15 protein-coding genes are annotated in these 20357 nt (G+C 73.8%); 5 read left to right on the top strand and 10 right to left on the bottom strand.

Going from position 1 to position 20357, the window contains the following annotated elements:
• Positions 1–29 precede the first annotated feature (29 nt).
• Positions 30–713, bottom strand: a complete 684-nt coding sequence (locus AB0M43_RS01520) for a hypothetical protein (protein ID WP_363720075.1) — start codon at positions 711–713, stop codon at positions 30–32.
• A gap of 344 nt (positions 714–1057) precedes the next feature.
• Between AB0M43_RS01520 and AB0M43_RS01515 the strand changes: the two genes are divergently transcribed.
• Positions 1058–1444 carry a VOC family protein gene (locus AB0M43_RS01515; protein ID WP_363720073.1) on the top strand — a complete coding sequence of 129 codons (387 nt, stop codon included), beginning with the start codon at positions 1058–1060 and terminating at the stop codon, positions 1442–1444.
• Between the two features lie 75 nt (positions 1445–1519).
• Here the strand turns inward: AB0M43_RS01515 and AB0M43_RS01510 are convergent, their stop codons facing one another.
• Together AB0M43_RS01510 and AB0M43_RS01505 are read right to left on the bottom strand one after the other, a co-directional pair.
• Positions 1520–4525: a BTAD domain-containing putative transcriptional regulator gene (locus tag AB0M43_RS01510; RefSeq protein WP_363720071.1), complete on the bottom strand. Its 3006-nt coding sequence runs from the start codon at positions 4523–4525 to the stop codon at positions 1520–1522.
• A 46-nt stretch (positions 4526–4571) separates the two neighbouring features.
• The gene (locus AB0M43_RS01505; protein WP_363720069.1) at positions 4572–5489 is read right to left on the bottom strand and encodes a hypothetical protein; all 918 of its coding nucleotides are present in this window, start codon (positions 5487–5489) and stop codon (positions 4572–4574) included.
• 270 nt (positions 5490–5759) lie between these two features.
• Between AB0M43_RS01505 and AB0M43_RS01500 the strand changes: the two genes are divergently transcribed.
• The gene (locus AB0M43_RS01500) at positions 5760–9200 is read left to right on the top strand and encodes a M28 family peptidase (protein WP_363720067.1); all 3441 of its coding nucleotides are present in this window, start codon (positions 5760–5762) and stop codon (positions 9198–9200) included.
• Positions 9201–9272: 72 nt separating this feature from the next.
• Here AB0M43_RS01500 and AB0M43_RS01495 read toward each other — a convergent pair whose 3' ends face one another.
• Positions 9273–10166: a hypothetical protein gene (locus AB0M43_RS01495; RefSeq protein ID WP_363720066.1), complete on the bottom strand. Its 894-nt coding sequence runs from the start codon at positions 10164–10166 to the stop codon at positions 9273–9275.
• Positions 10167–10432: 266 nt separating this feature from the next.
• On the opposite strand from AB0M43_RS01495, the gene AB0M43_RS01490 reads away from it, so the two are divergent.
• On the top strand, positions 10433–11017 hold the full coding sequence (locus tag AB0M43_RS01490) for a snapalysin family zinc-dependent metalloprotease (protein ID WP_363720064.1): 585 nt from the start codon (positions 10433–10435) through the stop codon (positions 11015–11017).
• A 285-nt stretch (positions 11018–11302) separates the two neighbouring features.
• Here the strand turns inward: AB0M43_RS01490 and AB0M43_RS01485 are convergent, their stop codons facing one another.
• Positions 11303–11647 (bottom strand): helix-turn-helix domain-containing protein, encoded by a 345-nt coding sequence (locus AB0M43_RS01485; protein ID WP_363720922.1) that lies wholly within the window; start codon positions 11645–11647, stop codon positions 11303–11305.
• Between the two features lie 111 nt (positions 11648–11758).
• Here AB0M43_RS01485 and AB0M43_RS01480 point away from each other — a divergent pair, with 111 nt between their 5' ends.
• Positions 11759–12376 carry an NAD(P)H-binding protein gene (locus AB0M43_RS01480; RefSeq protein WP_363720062.1) on the top strand — a complete coding sequence of 206 codons (618 nt, stop codon included), beginning with the start codon at positions 11759–11761 and terminating at the stop codon, positions 12374–12376.
• Between the two features lie 216 nt (positions 12377–12592).
• On the opposite strand, the gene AB0M43_RS01475 is transcribed toward AB0M43_RS01480, so the two are convergent.
• The 5 genes from AB0M43_RS01475 to AB0M43_RS01455 all read right to left on the bottom strand — a co-directional run bounded on the left by AB0M43_RS01475 (position 12593) and on the right by AB0M43_RS01455 (position 19636).
• On the bottom strand, positions 12593–13738 hold the full coding sequence (locus tag AB0M43_RS01475) for a branched-chain amino acid ABC transporter substrate-binding protein (RefSeq protein WP_363720060.1): 1146 nt from the start codon (positions 13736–13738) through the stop codon (positions 12593–12595).
• Between the two features lie 109 nt (positions 13739–13847).
• Positions 13848–14675 (bottom strand): AfsR/SARP family transcriptional regulator, encoded by an 828-nt coding sequence (locus AB0M43_RS01470; protein WP_363720058.1) that lies wholly within the window; start codon positions 14673–14675, stop codon positions 13848–13850.
• Positions 14676–14807: 132 nt separating this feature from the next.
• Positions 14808–17684: an AAA family ATPase gene (locus AB0M43_RS01465; protein WP_363720056.1), complete on the bottom strand. Its 2877-nt coding sequence runs from the start codon at positions 17682–17684 to the stop codon at positions 14808–14810.
• A gap of 4 nt (positions 17685–17688) precedes the next feature.
• Positions 17689–17874: a hypothetical protein gene (locus AB0M43_RS01460; RefSeq protein WP_363720054.1), complete on the bottom strand. Its 186-nt coding sequence runs from the start codon at positions 17872–17874 to the stop codon at positions 17689–17691.
• Between the two features lie 385 nt (positions 17875–18259).
• The gene (locus AB0M43_RS01455; RefSeq protein ID WP_363720053.1) at positions 18260–19636 is read right to left on the bottom strand and encodes an MFS transporter; all 1377 of its coding nucleotides are present in this window, start codon (positions 19634–19636) and stop codon (positions 18260–18262) included.
• A 75-nt stretch (positions 19637–19711) separates the two neighbouring features.
• Between AB0M43_RS01455 and AB0M43_RS01450 the strand changes: the two genes are divergently transcribed.
• A complete protein-coding gene (locus AB0M43_RS01450; RefSeq protein WP_363720051.1) occupies positions 19712–20194 on the top strand; it encodes a helix-turn-helix domain-containing protein in 483 nt (160 codons plus the stop codon).
• The last annotated feature ends 163 nt before the right edge of the window (positions 20195–20357 follow it).

Below are 20357 nucleotides of genomic sequence, written 5' to 3'. Positions count from 1 at the left end.
TGCGGTCTTTGGGTGTGGGTCGGGCCGCCTCAGGTGGGCTGGCCCGGGAGCAGGTGGGTGGGTGTGTCCCCGGGGTCGGGTCGCGCTCCGGAGGGACCGGGCTGTTCCGCACCCGGTTGCGGGCCGGAGGGGGAGGCCGGTCCGGTGGCGGGCGGCCCGGACGTCGGAGGTTGCCCCGGGCCGGGGTGCGGAGCGAGGACCGGGTGTTGCCCGGTGGTGGACGTGTGGGCCGGTGCCGCGGACGCCGGAAATCCGGGCTGACCGGGGAACCCGGGCTGACCCGGGTAGCCGGGCTGTGCGGCGGGTCCAGCCTGACCCGGATATCCGGGCTGCGCGGCGGGCCCCGGCTGACCCGGGTAGCCGGGCTGGGCGGGGATCGCGGGCTGGGTCGGGAACGGCCGGGGGTTCGACGGCCCCGGCCGGCGCGGCAACAACGCGCCGCACATCAGCATGACCAGCCCGAACAGGGCGCTCGATCCGAACAGGGCGAACGTCGCCACCTGGGCCGTCTGCCGGTCGGTGAACTCGCGGACCACCTGGTAGCCGAACGCGAAGACCAGGGCACTGAACATGATCGCCAGGCAGCCGAGCAGGGCCAGCACCGAGTTCTTGCCGTTCACGTGGATCGTCGCCGAGGCCCAGATCACGCCGTTGAGCATCGCCAGGCCGATCACCGTGGCCACGAGGTAGACGAGCATCCCAGAGTCCATCATGTACGGAATCCTGCCATACCTGGCGGGTGGCGACCGGACCGGAAATCGGGCCGTCCGACGAGCGGCGTCGATGCCGCGCCCAGGGCCGGTCGCCTCGCGCCCAGGGCCGGTCGCCTCGCGCCCGGGGCTGGTCCGCTCGTGTCCGGGGTCGGCCCCCTGGTGCCCCGGGGTGGTCCCCTCGTGCCCGCCGGGGCCGGATCGGGCGCGAAGCGGTGCGTGCCCGGTGCGCCGGCCACCTGTCGGGCGGCACCGGAACGGGCGCGCCGGCCACGTCCTCCGGGCGGCCCACGACCGAACCCCGGCAACGCGCCCGCCAGCCGACCGCCCCGGTTTACGATGCGATCATGAGCGGAAAAGTAGTACATTTCGAGATTCCGACCGACGACCAGGACCGCGCCCGCGCCTTCTACGCCCGCGCGTTCGGCTGGAAGGTCGACGCCGTCCCGGACATGGAGTACGCCATGGCCGGCACCGTCGAGTCCGACGAGCAGGGCAGGCCGACGGAGCCCGGCGCGATCAACGGCGGCCTGGCCCCGAGGCGCGGCCCGCTGACCAGCCCGGTCCTGACCATCGAGGTGCCCGACATCGACGACGCCCTGGCCAGGGTCGTGGAGTTCGGGGGGACGGTGGTGGAGGGCCGCCAGGAGGTGATGGGGATGGGGTTCACCGGGTACTTCGCCGACAGCGAGGGCAACACCGTCGGCCTGTGGCAGAACGCCTCCCCGTCCTGACCCGGCGGTGCCGCGAGCGCGCGGCCGCAGTTCAGGACGCCGGAGCACGGACCGGGCGCCGCGTGTCGCCCCGGCTCAGCCGCCCGACCGCCCGTCCCGGAGGGTCGCCAGCCAGTCGGTGACCTCCCGCTCCCTGCCGGTCCCGCACGCCAGATGCAGGGCCACGCACTCCCCGCCCGTCGTGAGCGCGGCCGGCACGTCCCCGGCGGCGACCTGGGCGCGGGCGAGTTGGAGGAGCGCCGTGGCCGTCGCGACCGGCGACTGGGTGGACCGCGCCGCCGCGACCGCGTCCCCCAGGAGCCGCAGGGCCAGGTCGACGTCGCCCCGGCGCGCGGCGATCTCGCCGGCCAGCCCGAGCGCGGTGCGCAGGCCGTGGGGGTGGTTGGACTCCCGGGCCGCGTCCAGCGCGCTGCTGGCGTGGGTCCAGGCGGAGGCGACATCACCCATCGACAGGTACGTCCGGCCCAGGTGGCACGCCGCGATGACCAGGCCCGTCCGGTCCTGCGCCCCGGTGAGGATGTCGACCGCCGTCCGGCACATCGCCAGCGCCTCGTCCAGCTGGCCGAGCGCGGCGTGGCACTGGCTCAGGCAGACCAGCGCGTTCGCCTCGCCGACCCGGTTGCCGGCGGTCCGCATGCTGGCCACCGCCTGCTCGAACGTCGCCAGCGCGACGGCCGGCGCGGCCCCGGACGTCCGCAGCAGGTTGCCGAGCGCGACCTGGGCGAGGCCGCGCTGCGCGGCGGCGGTCGGGACGTCGGCGAGGTGCCGGATCGCCCAGTTGACGGCGGCCCGGGCGGCCGTCCAGTTGCCCGTCGCCCGGTAGGCCATGCTGAGCTGGGTGGCCGCCGTCGCGGCCAGCGCCGGACGGCCGGCCCGGACGAACATCCGCCGGGCCCGCCGGAGCAGGGGGAAGGCCCGGGGGAGCTGGCCGCGCGCCTGGTACATCCCGCCGAGGCCGAGCAGGAGCGCGGCGACGCCCTCCGGGTCACCGGTGGTGGCCAGCGTCTCCTCGGCGACCTCGGTCCATTCGCTGAGGTAGCTGCGGTGCCCGGCGAAGTTCGTCATGCTCGTGACCAGCCGCCACGCCAGGTCCGGCCAGCCGCGCCGGGTGGCGTCCCGCGCGGCCCGGAACAGCAGGTCGTACTCGGCGCGCAGCCACTCCGCCGGATCCGCGTCGCCGGGGGAGTCGGCGGCGTCGGGGCCGGACCAGGCCGGGGTGGGGTAGTTCTTGCTGGGCAGGGCCGCGTCCGCCCGCAGCGCGGCCCGCAGCAGCGCCTCGTAGCAGCGCCGGAGCGCGGCGACGTCCTCGCGGTCGGCGTGTTCGCGGGCGCAGAGCTGCACCAGGTCGTGCACCGCGAACCGGCCCCGGTCGCGTCCCGCCGTCAGCAGCGAGGCGTCCGACAGCCGCTCGACGAACCGGTCGCCGTCCCTCGCCGAGCAGCCGATGAGCACCGGCACGATCCAGTGCCCCGCCTCCGCGACGGGGAGCAGTCCGATCCGGCGGAACAGGACGGCGGTGTCCCCGGTGAGCCGGTCGAGGCTGGTGCCGAACACGGCGCGCACGGTGCTGTGCGGGTCCCCCTCCACGCTCAGCGCGTCGAGCCGTTCCCCGCCCGCGACCACATCGGCGTACTCGCGGAGGCTCCGCCGGCCGTCGACGAGGTTCGCGGCGGCGATCCGCAGTGCCAGGGGCAGGTTGCCGCAGGCCCGAGCCAGTTCCAGGGCCGCCGTCGGGTCGGCGCGCACCCGCTGCCGGCCCACGACGTCGCCCAGGAGTTCGACCGCCTCGGCGTCGGCGAGCGTGCCGAGGTCGAGGCGGTGCGCCCCGTCCCGGGCGACGAGGCCGCCCAGCCGCGCCCTGCTGGTGACGAGGACGAGGCTGCCGGAGCCGCCCGGCAACAGGGGGCGGACCTGGTCCACCGTGGACGCGTTGTCGAGCAGGACGACCATCCGCCGGTCGGCGACGAGTGACCGGTACACGGCCGTGGCGTGTTCGTCGGTGTCCGGGACGGCCTGCGGGGACATGCCGAGCATCCGGAGCAGGAGCCGGGTCGCCTCCCCGGAGCCGACCGGCGCCCCGTCCCCGTGACCGCGCAGGTCGAGGTGGAACTGGCCGTCGGGGAAGCGTTCCCGGGCGGTGCGGGCCCAGCGGACGGCCAGCGCGGTCTTCCCGACGCCGCCGATGCCCCGGACCACGACGACGACCCCGCCGCCGGGTGCCGCCGAGAGCGCGTCGAGCCGCCGGAGTTCCTCGACCCTGCCGGTGAAGTCGGGAATGTCGCGGGGGAGGGTGCTCGGACCCGCGTCCGCCGCCGGGGCCCGGGCTCCCGAGGCCTGGACGCCGCGCCCCGGGTCGACGCCCCGGAGGACGGCCACCTGCATGGCGCGCAGTTCCTCGGTGGGCTCGACGCCCAGCTCCTCGACGAGGCGTCTGCGGCCCTCCTGGTACGCCTGGAGCGCCTCGGCGGGGCGTCCGCACCGGTACAGGGCCACCATCTGCTGGCCGCGCAGCCGTTCGCGGAGGGGGTGCTGCGGCACGAGGGCGTTCAGCTCGGCGATGACCGCGTGGTGCGCGCCGAGCGCGAGGTCGACGTCGATCCGGTCCTCCAGCACGCCGGTGTGCCGTTCGGTGAGTCCCGCGACGGACTCCCGCACCGCGCTGGCCTCGGCGACGTCGGCGAAGGCCGGCCCGCGCCACAGCCCGAGGGCCTCGGCCAGCAGGGCCCGGCCCCGCTCCAGGTCCCCGGCGCGCACGGCCCGGTCGCCACGGTCGGCCAGCGCCGCGAACTCGTCCGCGTCGAGCTCGCCGTCGCCGACCAGGACGCCGTACCCGTGCGGGTACCGGACCACGCGGGCGTCCCCGAGGCGGCGGCGGAGCTGGTGGACGTACACCTGGAGGTTCTTGGCGGCCGACCTGGGCGGCGTGGTCTCCCAGATCGCGTCCACGAGGGTGCCGGTGTCCACGGCCCGGTTCGGGTGGCACAGCAGCGTCGCCAGCAGCACCCGGAGGTTGCGCGCGCCCAGCGTGACCGGCCCGGAACCGTCGAGGACCCGCAGCGGTCCGAGGATCCCGAACTGCACGATCGCCCTCCCGTACCCGACGCGGCTTGGCCTGAGGAGGTGCAGGCTACTGGATCGGGGGGACCGGGTCCCACTCCCAGCGGACGCCCACCACCCCGCGCCCGGGGTTCTGCGCCGCCACCAGGGCGATCCGCGCGTCCGTCAGGGCGAGCTCCCGTTCGCCGCGCGGCTGGTCGGCGTTCGCGGCCTGGAACTGGTGGCACCGCCGGGGCGGCTCGGAGGGGGCGAACCGGATCCGGAGCACGTAGAGCCCGATCGGGCGGGCGAACGCGCGGTAGTACTCGTGGTCGCCGATCGGCTGGCCGATGACCGCCGTGTACTCGATCAGGAACGTCTCGCCCGCGTTGTAGACCCGGTCGAGGAGCAGTTCGGTGCCGACCAGCCACTGGGCGTGGTCGCGGCGCACCCGGCCCGGCCGGCAGTTGCGCACCGCGGACACGCGGATCGTGTCGAGGTCGTAGCCGGGTTCGGCGAGGTTCACCGCGAAGCACCGGTCCACCCCGTTCACCTCCGCGCGGGCCAGGAACCGGGTCCGGATCTCGGACAGGATCCGTCCGGCGCCGAGAACGACCTCCTCCTCGGTGTACAGCACCCGCACGTCGTTGGGGATCTCGGGGCAGATCTCGCCGACGATCCGCGCGATCGCGGTGCCGCTCGGCACGGTGTCGAACCGGAGGCGCTCCGTGGCCCCGACGGCCTGCCGTCCCCGGGCGCGACGCGGGCCGAGCAGGGCCGTCAGCGCGCCGGGGGCGAGGGCGAACAGCTCCTCGAGCGCGGTGACCGCCCGCAGGGACTCCGACCGTTCGGGGCGGTTGTGGCCGGTCTGCCAGTTGCTCAGGGTGCCGATTCCGACATGTACCCCCCGGCGGGCCAGGCGGCCCCGGATGGCGTGCAGGGTCAGGCCGCTCTCGCCGATCGCCGATCGCAGCGCGGTCTCGAACGTGACGGGTGCCCGTGGTCGCATGGTCAACCTCCGTTCCCATGATGGTCCCGCGCGCCGGGTCCGCGCAGCTTTGAAAATCCCGAGTTTTTTCAACGGGCGTCCGGGTTCCCCGTTCTCCGGCGGTGGGTTTCACCGTCGCGCCGGAATAGTCCCCGCCGACCGTTCAGTGACTACTGACGGTGATCGTTCGACGTCTTGCCGTATCGGGGGCCGTCATTACGCTCCTCCTCACCCTCACCTGGCCATCGGTGGAATTCCATGGATGGACCCCCTCGCACCAAGGAGCACCCCATGAGACACAGAACCCGGCCACCGGCCCTGGCGGCGGGGCTGGCCCTCGCGCTGGTCGCGGGGACGGCCGCCGCGCTGTCCTGGTCCACCGCGCAGGCACCCACCGCGCAGGCCGCCGATCCCGTCGGGCTGGCCGTCGCCGCCGCGGACAGGGCCGCCTCCAGCGGGCTGGACGCGCTGCGCAAGGGCCCCGACGAGCAGTTCGACCGCCGGGCCGTCTACACGGGGGGCGACCCCGGAGCCGCGCTGTACTACGTGTCCTACGACCGCACCTACCGGGGACTGCCGGTGGTCGGCGGCGACGCGGTCGTGGCCACCGACGCCGCCGGCCGGGTGCTGAGCACGGTGTCGGGCAGCGACACGCCGATCGCGGTGGACACCCGGCCGGGGATCGGGGCCCAGCAGGCAGCCGCGGCGGCCCGTACCCATCTGCTCAGGGCCGACCACGCCACCGACCCGAGGCTGGTGGTGCTCACGCTGAACCAGCCGAAGCCCGTCCTCGCCTGGCACGTGGTGGTGTCGGGCACCGCGACCGGCGACGGGCACCACGGCGGGCAGGCGTCCCGGCAGAACGTGTACGTCGACGCCGCCAGCGGCAGGGTCGCGCACTCCACCGAGGAGATCGCGGCGGGCACGGGCACCGGGATCTGGAGCGGACCGAACCTGACCATCGGCACGTCGGGTTCCAGCGGCAGCTACCGGATGAGCCACCCGAGCCGGCCGAAGCTGGAGTGCACGGACTACACCAGCGCGTCGAGCACCAGCGCGGCGCTGACCGACACCGACGACGTCTGGGGCAGCACGTCCAAGACGGACAAGGTCTCCGGCTGCGTGGACGTCCTGTACGCGGGATCCGCCATGTGGGACATCCTGCAGAACTGGTACGGCCGCAACGGTCTGGACGGCAACGGCAACTGGGTCGACGCCGAGGTCGGGCTGCCCGAGGTCAACGCGTACTGGGGCCAGACCAGCAACCCCGACGGGGTCGTGTTCGGCCGCAACAACGCGAACCAGTGGATCACCGCGATCGACGTCGTGGCGCACGAGTACGGCCACGGGCTCGACGCCAAGACCCCGGGCGGCATCTCCGGGCACGACACCCAGGAGGCCGTGGGCGACATCTTCGGCGCGCTCACCGAGTACTACCTGAACAACGCGACCGACGCGCCGGACTACGAGGTCGGCGAGAAGGTCAACCTGTCGGGCAGCGGGCCGATCCGGTACATGTACAAGCCGTCGAAGATCTCCGGACACCCCGACTGCTACTCCACCAGCCTGCCGTCCTCGGAGCACGCCTCCGCCGGGCCGATGAACCACTGGTTCTACCTGCTCGCCGAGGGCACCAACCCGACCAACGGCCAGCCGGTCAGCGCGACCTGCAACAGCACCACCCTGACCGGGATCGGCATCCAGCCGGCCGGCAAGATCGTCTACAACGCGATGCTGACGAAGACCTCGGGCATGACGTACCCGAAGTGGCGGGTCAACACCCTCACCTCGGCGAAGAACCTCGACCCGAGCTGTGGCCAGTACCAGAAGGTCAAGGCCGCCTGGGACGCGGTGAGCGTGCCGGCCCAGTCCAACGAGCCGAACTGCACCTCCACGCCCGGCAACGACTTCACCCTGGGGCTGAACCCGGGCTCGGGCACCGTCCAGCCGGGCTCGTCGGTCACGTCCACGGTGAACACGACCACCACCTCGGGCAGCGCGCAGACCGTGAACCTGTCCGCCTCGGGGGCGCCGTCGGGCGTGTCCGTGTCGTTCAGCCCGTCGTCGGTGCAGTCCGGCTCCAACAGCACCATGACGATCTCGACCAGCTCCTCCACGGCGCAGGGCAGCTACACGATCACGGTGACGGGGACCGGGTCGGTGAGCCACACGGCCACCTACAGCCTGACCGTGGGCACCGGCAATCCGAACCCGACCGTGCCCGACATCGACGTCGCCAAGGTGCAGGCGCACCTGACCCAGCTCGGCACGATCGCCTCGCAGAACGGGAACAACCGCCGGGCGGGCAGCGCCGGGTACACGGCCTCCGTGGCGTATGTGAAGGGCAAACTCCAGGCCGCCGGGTACACGGTGACCGAGCAGAATTGCTCCTCGTGCACCTACCCGTCGAACAACCTGATCGCGGACTGGCCCGGTGGTGACACCAACAACACGGTCATGTTCGGCGCGCACCTCGACGGGGTGAGCGCGGGTCCGGGCATCAACGACAACGGCTCCGGTTCGGCCGCCCTGTTGGAGAGCGCGCTGGCCCTGGCCAGTGCCAACCCGACCATGACGAAGCACGTCCGGTTCGGTTGGTGGACGGACGAGGAGCAGGGCCTCAACGGCTCCAAGTTCTACGTCAACTCCCTGAGCGCGGCCCAGAAGACCGCCATCAAGGGGTACTACAACTTCGACATGATCGCCTCGACCAACGCCGGGTACTTCATCAACAACATCACCACGGCCACCTCGGCGCCGCTGAAGGCCTACTGGGACTCGCTCAGCCTCCAGCCGGAGGAGAACGTCGAGGGCCAGGGTCGCTCCGATGACGCCTCGTTCAAGAACGCGGGCATCGCGACCAGCGGGTACGCCACCGGCGCCTCCGCCCGCAAGACCTCGGCGCAGGTGAGCAAGTGGGGCGGCACCGCCGCCGCGTACGACCCCTGCTACCACGCGGCGTGCGACACGACCAGCAACATCAACGCCACGGCGCTCAACCGGGGCGCGGATGGCATCGCCTACGCCATCTGGAACCTCGCCGTCGGCACGTCCACCCCGACCAACGACTTCTCGGTCGCGGTGAACCCCGCCTCCGGGAGCGCGAACCGGGGCTCCTCGGTGACGGCCACCGTCACCACGGCCACCACCTCGGGCAGTGCGCAGACCGTGAACCTGAGCGCCTCGGGGGCGCCGTCCGGCGTGACCGTGTCGTTCAACCCGTCGTCGGTCCAGTCGGGCTCCAACTCCTCCGTGACGTTCGCGGTGGCCAGCAACGCGACGCCGGGCACCTCGACGATCACGATCACCGGCGCCGGAGCGGTGTCGCACACCACCACCTACACCCTGACCGTCAACGGCACCCCGCCGACGACCCCGCCGAGCGGGCGCACCTTCACCAACAACACCGACTACCAGATCATGGACAACCAGGTCGTCAGCTCCTTGATGGCCAACGCGAGCGGCGCCGCGACGTCGCCGGTGCAGGTCTCGGTGACCATCAACCACACCTGTTCCGAGGACCTCGGGATCAGCCTGATGGCGCCGAACGGCATGACCTACACCATGAAGTCGCCGGGTACCGGCAACTACCCGTGCACCCAGTTCGGCGGCCAGCGGACCTACTCCGTGCCGGTCGGCGTCGTCGCGGCGGGCGGCGTCTGGCGGCTCGGCGTCACCGACTACGGCCCGGGTGACTACGGGGTCCTCGACACCTGGTCGGTCACCGTGTAGTCCCCGGTCCTCCTGAGGGGAGAGGGAAAGGGCCGACCGCTGCGCGGTCGGCCCTTTCCCTGCGCGCGTCCCCTACTCCCACTCCCAGCGGATGCCGTGCAGCCCGGGCCCGGGGTCCTGGGTGGCCAGCAGCGCGACCCGGCCGGCCGTGAGGCGGAGTTCCCGTTCGTCGCGGGAATCCTCCAGCAGCGGCGCGTGGAACTGGTAGCACCGCACGGGCAGCTCCGAGGGGGCGAAGCGGACCCGGGCCACGTAGAGCCCCGTGGGTTCGGCGAACGCGCGGAAGAACTCCCCCTCCGGGCACCGCTGCCCGACGACCACGCTGTACTCGATCACGAAGGTGTCACCCGGGACGAGCGCGCGGTCGAGCAGCAGCTCGGTACCGACGAACCGCTGCGTGGGGTATCTGCGCACCCTGCCGAGCCTGCAGTGTTCCAGCGCCGTGACCCCGATCGCGTCGAGGTCCTGTCCCGGCTCGGCGAAGCTCACCACACCCCACCGGTCGACCCCGGCGCCGTGGACCTGGCCCAGCAGCCGGGTCCGGATCTCGCGCAACGTCCGGCCGGCCGAGAGCACCGCCTCCTCCTCCGTGCACAGGATCCGCACCCCGGCGGACTCGCGGCGGATCTCGTCGGCGAACGCGGCGACCGCCTGACCGCTCGGCAGTCCGGCGAACCGACCGCCGCCCACCCGCGCCACGGTCCGCGGACGCGACGGCCCCAGCAGCCCCGTCAACGCGCCGGGTACCAGGCCGAACATGTCCTCCATCACCGCCACCGCGCGCAGGGACTCCGGCCGCTCCGGGCGGTTGTGGCCCGACTGCCAGTAGCTGAGGCTCGCCACCGCGACCCGGACCCCCCGGCGGGCGAGGCGCGCCCGGACGGCGTGCAGGGTCAGGCCGCTGTCGGCGATGGCGGCCCGCAGCGCCGCTCCGAATGTGGCGTGGGCGCTCGGATACGGCCGCATGCCCAACCTCCGATCTCGACAGGTACTCGCGCGTTGCTTGAAATTCCCAGGTTCTTTCAATACGGCGACCGGAGGAGCCCGAACTCCGACCTCAGTACGGCGGGTTCCGGCACCGCGTTCAGCGATGACGCACAGCTGTCGCGCGACGTCTCGTGGTGTCGGCTTTCGTCGCTACGCTCATGCCCGCCCCTGATGGTCATCGGTGGAATTCGATCGCATCCGGCGCTTCCGCCTGACCGCCCCGTTTCCCAGAACGGAGAAACACGATGCTCCTTCGCAGGATCGCCCAGCTGACGCTCGCGGTGGCCGTGGCCGCCGTACCCCTCGTCGCGGTGGCGGCTCCCGCCGCCGCCGCGCCGTCCGCCGGCTACGTCCGGGCCATCACCTACAGCGGCGGCGGGCAGTACAGCGCCCAGGCCGACCAGGCGGCCCGGATCTGGAACAGCCGGGTTCCCAACATCCGGATGTCCCGCGCCAGCGGCTCCGGGAACATCCGGATCCACGTGGTCAGCGGTGGCGGGTCCCGGGCCACCATCGGGCACGGTTCCGGCACCATCTACCTCGACGTCCAGCAGATCAACCAGGGCTACTCGGCGCTGCGGGTCGTCACCCACGAGATGGGGCACACCCTCGGGCTGCGGGACAACTACAACGGCAACTGCGCGATCCTCATGTCGGGCGGCAGCGCGGGCACCTCGTGCACCAACTCCAATCCCAGCACGGCGGAGGCGAACTGGGTCAACCAGAGCTTCGCCAACGGACTCGCCGAGGTACCCGTGGGCCGCGACACCGCCGTGGAGTGGTCCGCCGAGTGTTACCCGGGCCCGGACCGCGAACACGTCCACGCCTGATCCGTGGCGCACTGTTCGCACCGGCAGAGACCTCTCTGAGGGGTGAGGAGGGGCCGGCCGCCGCAGGGCGGTCGGCTTTCTCGCGTCCGGGGGCGGGACCCGTGGTGGCGGTGGCCGACGGCCGTGACCGTCCCGAGGGCGTGCCGGGTCGGCCACGGTGGCACCTCCGGGAGCGGTGTGAGGGCGGTCACAGGACCTGTGGGAGAAAACCCTGACACAGTTCGGGCCCGCCGGAGCATGCGAACTGGCCATAACTCCAGAGTTATGCCTGGTGGTGACGTCGGGTCAGACCGGTCCGGGTACGGCCTCCCGGGCGTCGATCAGCTCGTCCCAGTGCGCGGCCGTCCACGCGCACGCGGCGTCCATCGGCGCGATCAGGCTCCGGCCGAGGTCCGTCAGCGCGTACTCGACCCGCAGGGGTGGGCCCGGGTACTCCGTGCGGGAGATCAGGCCGTCGCGTCGCAGGCCGCGCAGGGCCTGGGTCAGCACCTTCGCGGTGATGCCGCGCAGGGGGACCCGCAGTTCGGAGAACCGGCGCGGACCGTCCTCCAGGCAGCGGATCACCATGCCGCCCCACTTGTCGCCGATCCGGATCGGCGACAGGTCCGACGGGCAGACCGGGTCGAACATGTCGGGGTCGAGGGGCTCCACCCGGACACGGTACCCCGGAGGTAACCGCCCTTGTCCGTAGCTTTCCTTACATCGGGCCGGCGGCGGGCGCCGGATCGGGAAGGAGCGGAAATGAGCAGGATCATCGTGTTCGGCGCGGGCGGCCGGGCGGGGCGGGCGGCCGTGGCGGAGGCCGTGCGCCGGGGGCACGAGGTGACCGCCGTGGTCCGCGACCCGGCCCGGCATCCGGCAGCCGCCGGGGCGCGGGTGGTCGCCGGGGACGTCACCGACCCGGCGGCGGTCGCGGCCCTGGTCGTCGGGCAGGACGCCGCAGTGCACGCGGCGGCCGACCTCGCTGTGGACCCTGCCGAGTTCTTCCCTGCTGCGGCCCGGGCGCTGGCCGGCTCCGGGGTGCCCCGGCTGGTCGTGGTCGGGCTGGCCTCCGTGCTGGCCACCGCCGACGGCGTGCCGCTGATGGACACCCCGGACTATCCGCGGGAGTGGCGGAGCTTCTACCTCGGCCACGCGGCCGGCGTCGACGCGCTGCGCGGGGCCGGCGGCGGGGTCGACTGGCTGGTGCTCAGCCCGGCCGGGGACTTCGACCACGAAGCCGACCGGACCGGGGGGTACCGGATAGCGCCCGCCGACGCGGCGAGTCGGATCTCCTATCCGGACCTGGCGGTCGCCGTCCTCGACGAGATCGACCGGCCGAGCCGGCACGGGGTGCACGTGGGCGTGGAACGGGCCTGACCGCCGGGCGGACCCACCCCTGGGTGCGAGGCGGGCCTGACGGCCTCGCCGACCCACCGGCCGCGCGGAGCGGGCTGACCGCACCCGGGGCGGCATCGCGAACGTGGTGACCGCCCGGGCGCGGGTCGACGTACCCGTCAGAGGTTTGTCCGGTGTGGACCTTGACGGGCAAGAGCGGCGGGCCCCGAACCGGGGATCCCGCCGCCCGACCCGACCCTAGGCCTTCGGGATCTCCTCCACGGCGACGATCCGACCGCCTTCGACGCGGTACGCCCACACCGCGACGGCCGACAGCTCGATCTCGCCCTGCGGGGTGAACGCGAAGTCCGTGGTCACACCCTTGCCCTTGTACGCGTCGACGAACGCCTCCATGTCCTTGCGGTTCGTCTTGCCCGCCTTCACGCCGGCCACGAAGATGCTGGCCGCGTCGTAGGACTCGGCGCTGTAGGTGCCCGCCTCGCTGCCGAACGCCTTCTTGAAGTCCGCGGCGAACGTGCCGCCCGCCTTCTCCGGCGGCACGCACGGGCAGGTGATGATCGCGCCCTCGGCGGCCTCCTTGCCCGCGCCCTCGACGAACTTGTCGTCCTTGACGGCGTCGCCGGTGACGAAGGCCGCCTTGACGCCCTGGCCGCGCAGCTGCTTGAGGAACGGCGCGGCCTCGGCGTAGTAGCCGCCGTAGTAGACCGCGTCGGCGTTGGAGGCCCGGATGGCCGAGATCAGGGCGGAGAAGTCCGTCTGACCCTTGCTGGTGGTACCGGTGGCCACCGGCCGGACGACCTTGCGGACCTCGTCGGCGAGACCCTTGCCGTACTCGGAGGTGTCGTCGACGACGAACACCTTCTCCGCCTTCAGCGTGTTCTGGATGTACCGTCCGGCGGCCGGCCCCTGGGTGGCGTCATTGCCGAGCGCCCGGTGGAACGTCTTCCAGCCGCTGGTGGACAGGCTCGGGTTCGTGGCGATGGTGATCATCGTCAGCCCGTTCTCGGACAGCTTGCCGGCGGCCGCCTTGGACTCGCCCGAGAACGCCGGACCGACGACACCGATGATCTTCTGGTCGGGGATCACCGCGTCGGCGATGCCCGGGGCCACCTTCTCGTCGCCCTGGGAGTCCCGGTTGTCCAGCTCGATCTTGCAGGTGTCCTGCCGCGACGCGTTGTACTGATCGATCGCCAACTTCGCCCCGTCGCGGACGTTGATGCCGAGTGCCGCGTTCGGGCCGGTCAGGGCGCCGAAGAACGCGATCTTGACCGTGCAGTCCTTGCCGGAGGCGGCGCTGCCGTCCGAACTGTTCTGCACGCAGCCGGCCGTGGCGGCCAGGGTGGCGGCGAGTACCACGGCGGCCGGTACGAATCTCTGCTTCAAGGCTGTGAGCCCTCCTCGGTGGTTGACCCCCGACGGGATGCGGGACCTTCCGTAACGGCGGGGAAGCTACCCGTGAACGTCGCCGAGGGAAACCGTGTGCCGGTCGGCACTACCAAACTGTTACGAATCGCGCCAACGCCGTCGCGGGGTAGGGTACCGCCCCTTCCCACCGCAGATCCGGATCGTGCGCGAGGATCCGCCGGTTCAACTCCGCCACCGCCGGCCCCGGCTCCACCCCGAGATCCTCCCGGAGCCGGCACGCGGCCTCCCGGAGCACGGCGAGCGCGTCGGACTGGCGGTCGCAGCGGTACAGCGCGAGCGCCCACAGTGCCCAGCCCCGCTCCCGGAACGGGTGCTCCGCGACCAGCGAGCGGCACTCGACCAGACTGGATCGGTGCTGCCCCAGGGCCAGCAGCGCCGCGACCCGCTCCTCCCGCACCAGGGACCGCCACTCGTCCAGACCCTCCGCCTCCGCGCGGACGAACCGCAGTTCCGCCAGGTCCGCGTAGGCCGCGCCCCGCCACAGCCGCAGCGCCGCGTCCAGCAGCGTCACGGCCAGGTCCGGGCGCCCGCCGGCCAGGGCGGCCATGCCCGACCGGGCCGCCTCGACGAACCGGACGGCGTCGACGGACCCGCTCCCGGCGAGCAGCGCGTAGCCCGGACCGTTGCGGACCAGCACCTGCGGGGGCCGGCGCGGCGACCGCCCGGGCTCCAGGGCCTTGCGCAGGTCGGCCACGCAGGTGTGCAGCGCCGGGCGCGGGCCGCGCGGCGGGGCGCCGTCCCACACGTCCTCGATGATCCGGTCCTCCGCGACCACCGCGCCGCCGGCGATCAGCAACCGGGCCAGCAACGCCCGGGGCCGGGGCCCGCCCAGCCTCGTGGGCACGCCGCCGACCGTCACGGCACACGGCCCGAGGACCGCGAATTCGACCATCATCCGGGTACGCCCTCCTCCCGCGGCTCGGTGCCGCGCGCCCTCCAGCCTCGTCGCGCGCGGGCGTACCGGCATCGGTCGGAGCCCCCCGTCCCGTCCGCCGGACCGGACCGCCGATGGGGGCACGGCCCCCAACTACGGGGTCGGCACCAGTCCGCGCACCCGGGCCGGGACGGCGCCGCGGTCGGCGAGCCCCAGCTTGCCCAGGACGCTCGCCACGTGCTTCTCGACCGTGCGCGGCGAGATGAACAGCCGCCGGCCGATCTCCACGTTGCCGACCGACCCGGCCAGCAGGACGAGCACCTCGTACTCGCGGACGCTCACCCCGAGCCGGGCCAGCTCCCCGGGCACCGCGTCGATGCCCCGCCGACGGTGCGGACGCGGGGCCCCGATCCGGCGGAGCAGCGAACGGCACGCGCCGGCCACGGCGGGCACCCCCGCCCCGTGGAAGTACTCCTCGGCGGACCGCAGCCACCCCGCAGGCTCACCCCAGCCGTCGGTGATCGCCGCCTCCGCGACCAGCCTGCGGCCCAGCTGCCCGGCCATCGGGAACGGCTCCGCGACCAGCACCGCCTCCTCGAACGCCTCGGCCGCCGCGTCCGGCCGGCCCGACCGGCCCAGCAGCACCGCCCGCGCGAACAGCACGAACTGCCGGTTCCACCGCACCCCCGCCGACGGGAACCGCACCACGTCCTCGTACTCGGGCCAGCCCGCGCGGCCGGCGTGCGCCTCGACCAGGAGCCGCAGGCCGCGCCCGCCGGCCAGCTGGTACGCCGACGGGTGCTGCGACTCCTGGGCCAGTACGGCGTCGAGGTCGGCGGCCGCCCGGTCGTGGTCCTCCTCCAGGAGCGCGCACACCGCGTACCCGAGCCCGGTGACCCGCACGTCCGGCCCGTCCTCCGGGGCGCACCGCTCCAGGTCCGCCCGCAGGCCCCGGTGGCCGGCCAGCGCCGCCTGCGCGACCATCAGGTCCTGGCGCGCGGCCGGGTGCCGCATCCGCGCCGTGACCCGGTCGGCGCGCTCGACCACCTCGGCGGCCGTGCCGTAGTCGCCGCGCAGGACGTGCATGATGGCGAACGCCAGGTCGGCGAACGTACTCCGGGCGATGGCGCCCGCCCGGTCGGCCGTCAGTTGCGCCTGCCGGAGCCGGTCGACCTCGCCGGTGCGCAGGAAGTGGGTCACCCCGAGCCTGAGCAGCGCGTCCAGCCGCCAGCCGGGCAGGTCGTGCTCCTCGGCGACGGCCAGCATCCGTTCCAGGCAGCGGTCGGCCTCCGCGTAGTCGTTCTCGCGGGCCAGGACCGCCAGGAACTGCCAGGCCCGGCAGGCCGCGTCCGGCAGGTCCCTGCGCTCGGCGGTGTCGGCGGCCTGCCGGGCCAGCCGCCCCGCGACGGCGATCCGGTCCTCCAGCGGCCCCGAGCCCAGGAAGATCAGGCGGGCGTCGACCACGTCGAGCAGGGCGCCCGGCCCGGGTGCCGGATCGTCCCGGAGCAGGTCCCGCGCCACGGCCAGCTGTTCGGTGGCCTCGGGGATCCGCTCGGCCATCACGGCGGCGAAGGCGATGTCCGCGTGCAGTTCGGCACGGGTCCGCTCCTCGGCCGACCCCCGGTACGGCACGGGCAGTTCCCCGACGAACCCCAACGCGCGGTCGATGTGCCCGCCCGCCAGGTGGGCGCGGACCAGTGGCTCCTGGAGGCCGGTCACGGGGCGCAGCTGGTGGGACCGTTCCAAGGGGGCCACGGCCGACGTGTAGAAGCCCGCCGCCAGCGCGCGTCGTCCGGCCTCGGCGAGCAGGTCGGCGGCGAGGGCGTCCTGGCCGGCCGCGCACCGCAGGTCCGCCGCGAGCGTGAGCCACGCGTCCGCGGGTGCCGGGTGCACGTGTTCGACCGCGTCGGCGGCCCGCCGGGCGAGCGCGGCCCGTTCGGGGGGCAGCAGGTCACCCAGGAGCGCCTCGGCGGTCAGGGCGTGCCGGAAGGCGTACCAGTCGGATCCGGTCTCGTCGGGTTCGAGGAGCCGTGCGGCGACGGCGGCCCGGGCGATCCGCAGCACCGTCGCCTCGTCGAGCCCCGTGGCGCTCCGCACGACCGTCAGCGTGAACCGGGGCCCCAGGGTCGCGGCGATCCGGAGCAGGTCCTCGGCGGAGTCACCGAGGCGGCGCACCCGTTCCCGGACGCCGTGCACGATCGTGGCCGGCACCGGCGGGTCGACGCCCGTCAGGTGCCAACCTCCGGGGCCGTGCCGCAGCACCCCGGAGTCGGTCATGGCGGTGACCAGCTCCTCCACGAAGAACGGGTTGCCGCCCGCGGCCGAGTCCATGCGGTCGAGAACCGCCCCGGGCACGCCGCCGACCTCGACGCCGAGGACGGCCGCGGCCAGCAGGGCGACGTCGTCGGACCCCAACGGACCCAGCTCGACGAGCTCGGCGACCCGGCGCCGGGCCGCCGAGTGCGCCAGGTCCATCGCGGGGCAGGGTTCCGGGCGCGAGGAGGCGACCAGGAGCACCGGCAGGTCCGCGAGGTTGTCCAGCAGATACCCGAGGACGGTCAGGGTCTCGGTGTCGGCGTCGTGCAGGTCGTCGAGCAGCAGCACGCAGCCGGTGGGCCCCCCGACGTGCCGCAGGAGGCGGAGCAGGGCCTCGGCCACCTCGATCAGGGTCAGGTCCGGGGCGGCCCTGTCGTCCTGCCGCCACTGGGGGATCAGGCGCGCCAGAGCCGGCCGGTAGAGCAGGAGTTCTGGGGCGTCCGGCGGTCCGCTGTCGCGCAGCAGGGAGCTGATCGCCTCGGTGAGCGGCCGGAACGGCATCGCCGTACCGGCCGCGTCGGCCCTGCCGCGGAGGACCGGCACGCCGGAGCGGGCGGCCGCGGCGGCGGTCTCCCTGCCCAGCCGGGACTTGCCCAGACCCGCCTCGGCGACGAGGAAGACGGCCCGGCCGCCCTGCCGGAGGCCGGCGATCGGGTCCGTCAGGAGGGCCAACTCCCGCTGGCGGCCGATCAGCCGGGTGAACGGTTGCGGCACGTGGTCACCAGTCCCAGTCGTCGTCCTCGGAGTCGGCGCAGCCGGGGCACATGGACAGCGTCCCGGGCGGGCCCCCGTCCCCTAGGCCCCGGATCGTGCCGAGGCCCGCGCCGGTCAGGAGCCGGGAGCGGACGCCGGGACCGACCGGGTCCGTGAGCACGATCTGGCCGGCCGGGTGGTGTTCCAGCACGCCAAATTGCCCTGATCTGTCCTCAGCCGTCACGCACAACCTCCACTGTGTCCGGTACCCGTGGGTGACGAGCGTATCGGGCCGAACGGCGCCGGCAAACCGGCCGAGAATCCGATACCGGACAGCTGGCCCGGCACTCCGGTATCGGCCCGGAGCAGCACCTCTGAGTCGGTTCTGAGTGGACTCACAGTGGTCTCGGGTACCCTCCCGGGCCGCCGGAGACGCCACCGGCACCGCCGCACCTGTCACGGCGAACGCCCCCTGCCGCGCCTACCCGATCACCTTCGACCCGGTCACGGCCCGGCCGCACGTCACGTCGCACCAGGGGGCGGGTGACCTCGCCGCTGGCGACCCGACCAGGTCGCGGTCGCCAGCGGCGACCTGGTCAGGCGGCCGTTCGCCGCGCCGGCCAGGCGGCGGCCACCAGCGCCACCGCGCAGACCCCCAGCACCACCAGCCAGCCCGCGCGGAACACCTGCACCGGGTCCTGGCCGTCGCGGCCGGCCAGGACGGTGACCAGCAGCGAGATGCCGAGCACCGAGCCGACCTGGCGACCCATCTGGATCACGGCCGAGCCGGTGGCGAACTGGCTGGCGGGCAGGGCAGCCGCCGCCGAGCCGATCAACGCGGGCAGGGTGAGCCCGACGCCGATCCCGGTCAGCACCATCCCGGGCAGGATCTGGCCGGGGTAGCTGGCGGGCACGGCCGGGTCCACGGTCGCCGCCCACCAGCCGATCCCGGCGGCGAACAGCGCGGTGCCGAGGGCCGCGACCCGGTTGGCGCCGCCCATCCTGCGCGCCAGCCGGGCGACCGTCAGGGACAGCAGCGGCACCATCAGCGGCCCGGGCGCGACCGCCAGCCCGGTCTGCACCGCCGAGTAGCCGAGCACCTGCTGGCACCACAGCACGACGGACAGCAGCATCATGGCGAACGCGACGGTGAACACGGTGGCCGCGACGGTCGCTACCCCGAAGCCGCGGACCCGCAGCAGCGTCACGTCCAGCACCGGCGCGGGATGCGCCCGGGAACTCCACACGAACAGCGCGGCGGCGAGGACCGCGACCGCGACGGTGCCGCCGAACCGGACGGATCCCCAGCCCCAGTCGTCGGCCTTGACCAGGGCCAACGCCAGGGCCCCGACGGCGAGGACCATGAATCCGCTGCCGACCATGTCCGGCCACGGCCTGTCCGCCCGCGCGTCGTTGGCCGGCAGCACCCGGGGGCCGAGCACCAGGCCCGCGACGCCGATCGGCACGTTGATCAGGAAGACCCAGCGCCAGTCGACCTGGGTGAGCAGGCCGCCCAGCACCGGGCCGAGCGCGGCGGCCACGCCGCCCACCGCGACCCAGGAGCGGACCAGCGGCGCCCGTCGCTCGGGCGGCGCGGCGGTCAGCAGCAGGGCCAGCGACGTCGGTACGCACAAGGCGGCGCCGGCGGCCTGGAGCACCCGGGCGGCGATCAGCCAGCCTACCGACGGGCACACCGCGCACAGGGCCGAGGCGAGGGTGAAGGTGCCCAGGCCGAGCAGGAACCCGGTCCGGTGGCCGATCCGGTCGGCGATCCGGCCGAACGGCACCAGCAGGGCCGCGAACACGATGGCGTAGCCGTTGAGGATCCAGGACAGCGCCGACAGCGGGGCGCCGTCGAGGTCGCGGCCGATCTCCGGGAGGGCGACGTTGACCACGAACAGGTCCAGGTTGGCCATGCCGACGGCCAGCGCGACGACCGCGAAGACGCGACCGGTGCGCGGGGGAGCCGACACGGCGAGACGGTTTGATTCTCCAACTGACATGGGTGCGACGGTAGCGGGGTCGGTTTGATATGGCAACCTAGTGGTATGACGTCGCCCCACGTGGACTGGACCGCCCTGCCCGGCCGGCCGTGCTCCGTCGCCGCCGCCCTGCACCTCCTCGGCGAGAAGTGGGCCCTGCTGGCGGTCCGCGAGATCACCTACGGCAACCACCGGTTCGTCGACATCGTCCGCAACACCGGCGCCCCACGGGACCGGATGGCCGCCCGGCTGCGCGGCCTGGTCGAGGCGGGCGTCCTGGAACGCCGCCAGTACTCCGAGCGGCCCGAACGCCACGAGTACCTGCTCACCGAGGCCGGCGCCGAACTGCGGCCCGTGATGCTCGCGCTGCTGTCCTGGGGCGACAGGTGGCTGGCGGACACCCCGCCGGTGACTGTCGAGCACGCCTGCGGGCACCCGCTCGACCCGGTCACGACGTGCCGCGCGTGCGGGGAGGAGGTCCGGCCGGGCGAGTCGACGCTGCACGTGAACTCGCCCGGCTGGGGGATCTCGGGGCCGACCCCGGCCTAGGATTCGGACGCCGATGGGCGGACCCCGGGTGGGGTCCGCCCTGGTTCGACGCGGCACCGGCCCCGCCGGCTCCCGGTCGCGGTGGGCCCGGCGGCACCCGTAGGCGCCGCCGGTCGGGCCGGTGAACGCCGTCCGCCGGGAGGCCCCCGCCGGGGTCCGCGAC

Source organism: Longispora sp. NPDC051575, from assembly GCF_040681875.1.
Lineage (GTDB): Bacteria > Actinomycetota > Actinomycetes > Mycobacteriales > Micromonosporaceae > Longispora.
This window is presented reverse-complemented; position numbering and strand designations above follow the sequence as displayed.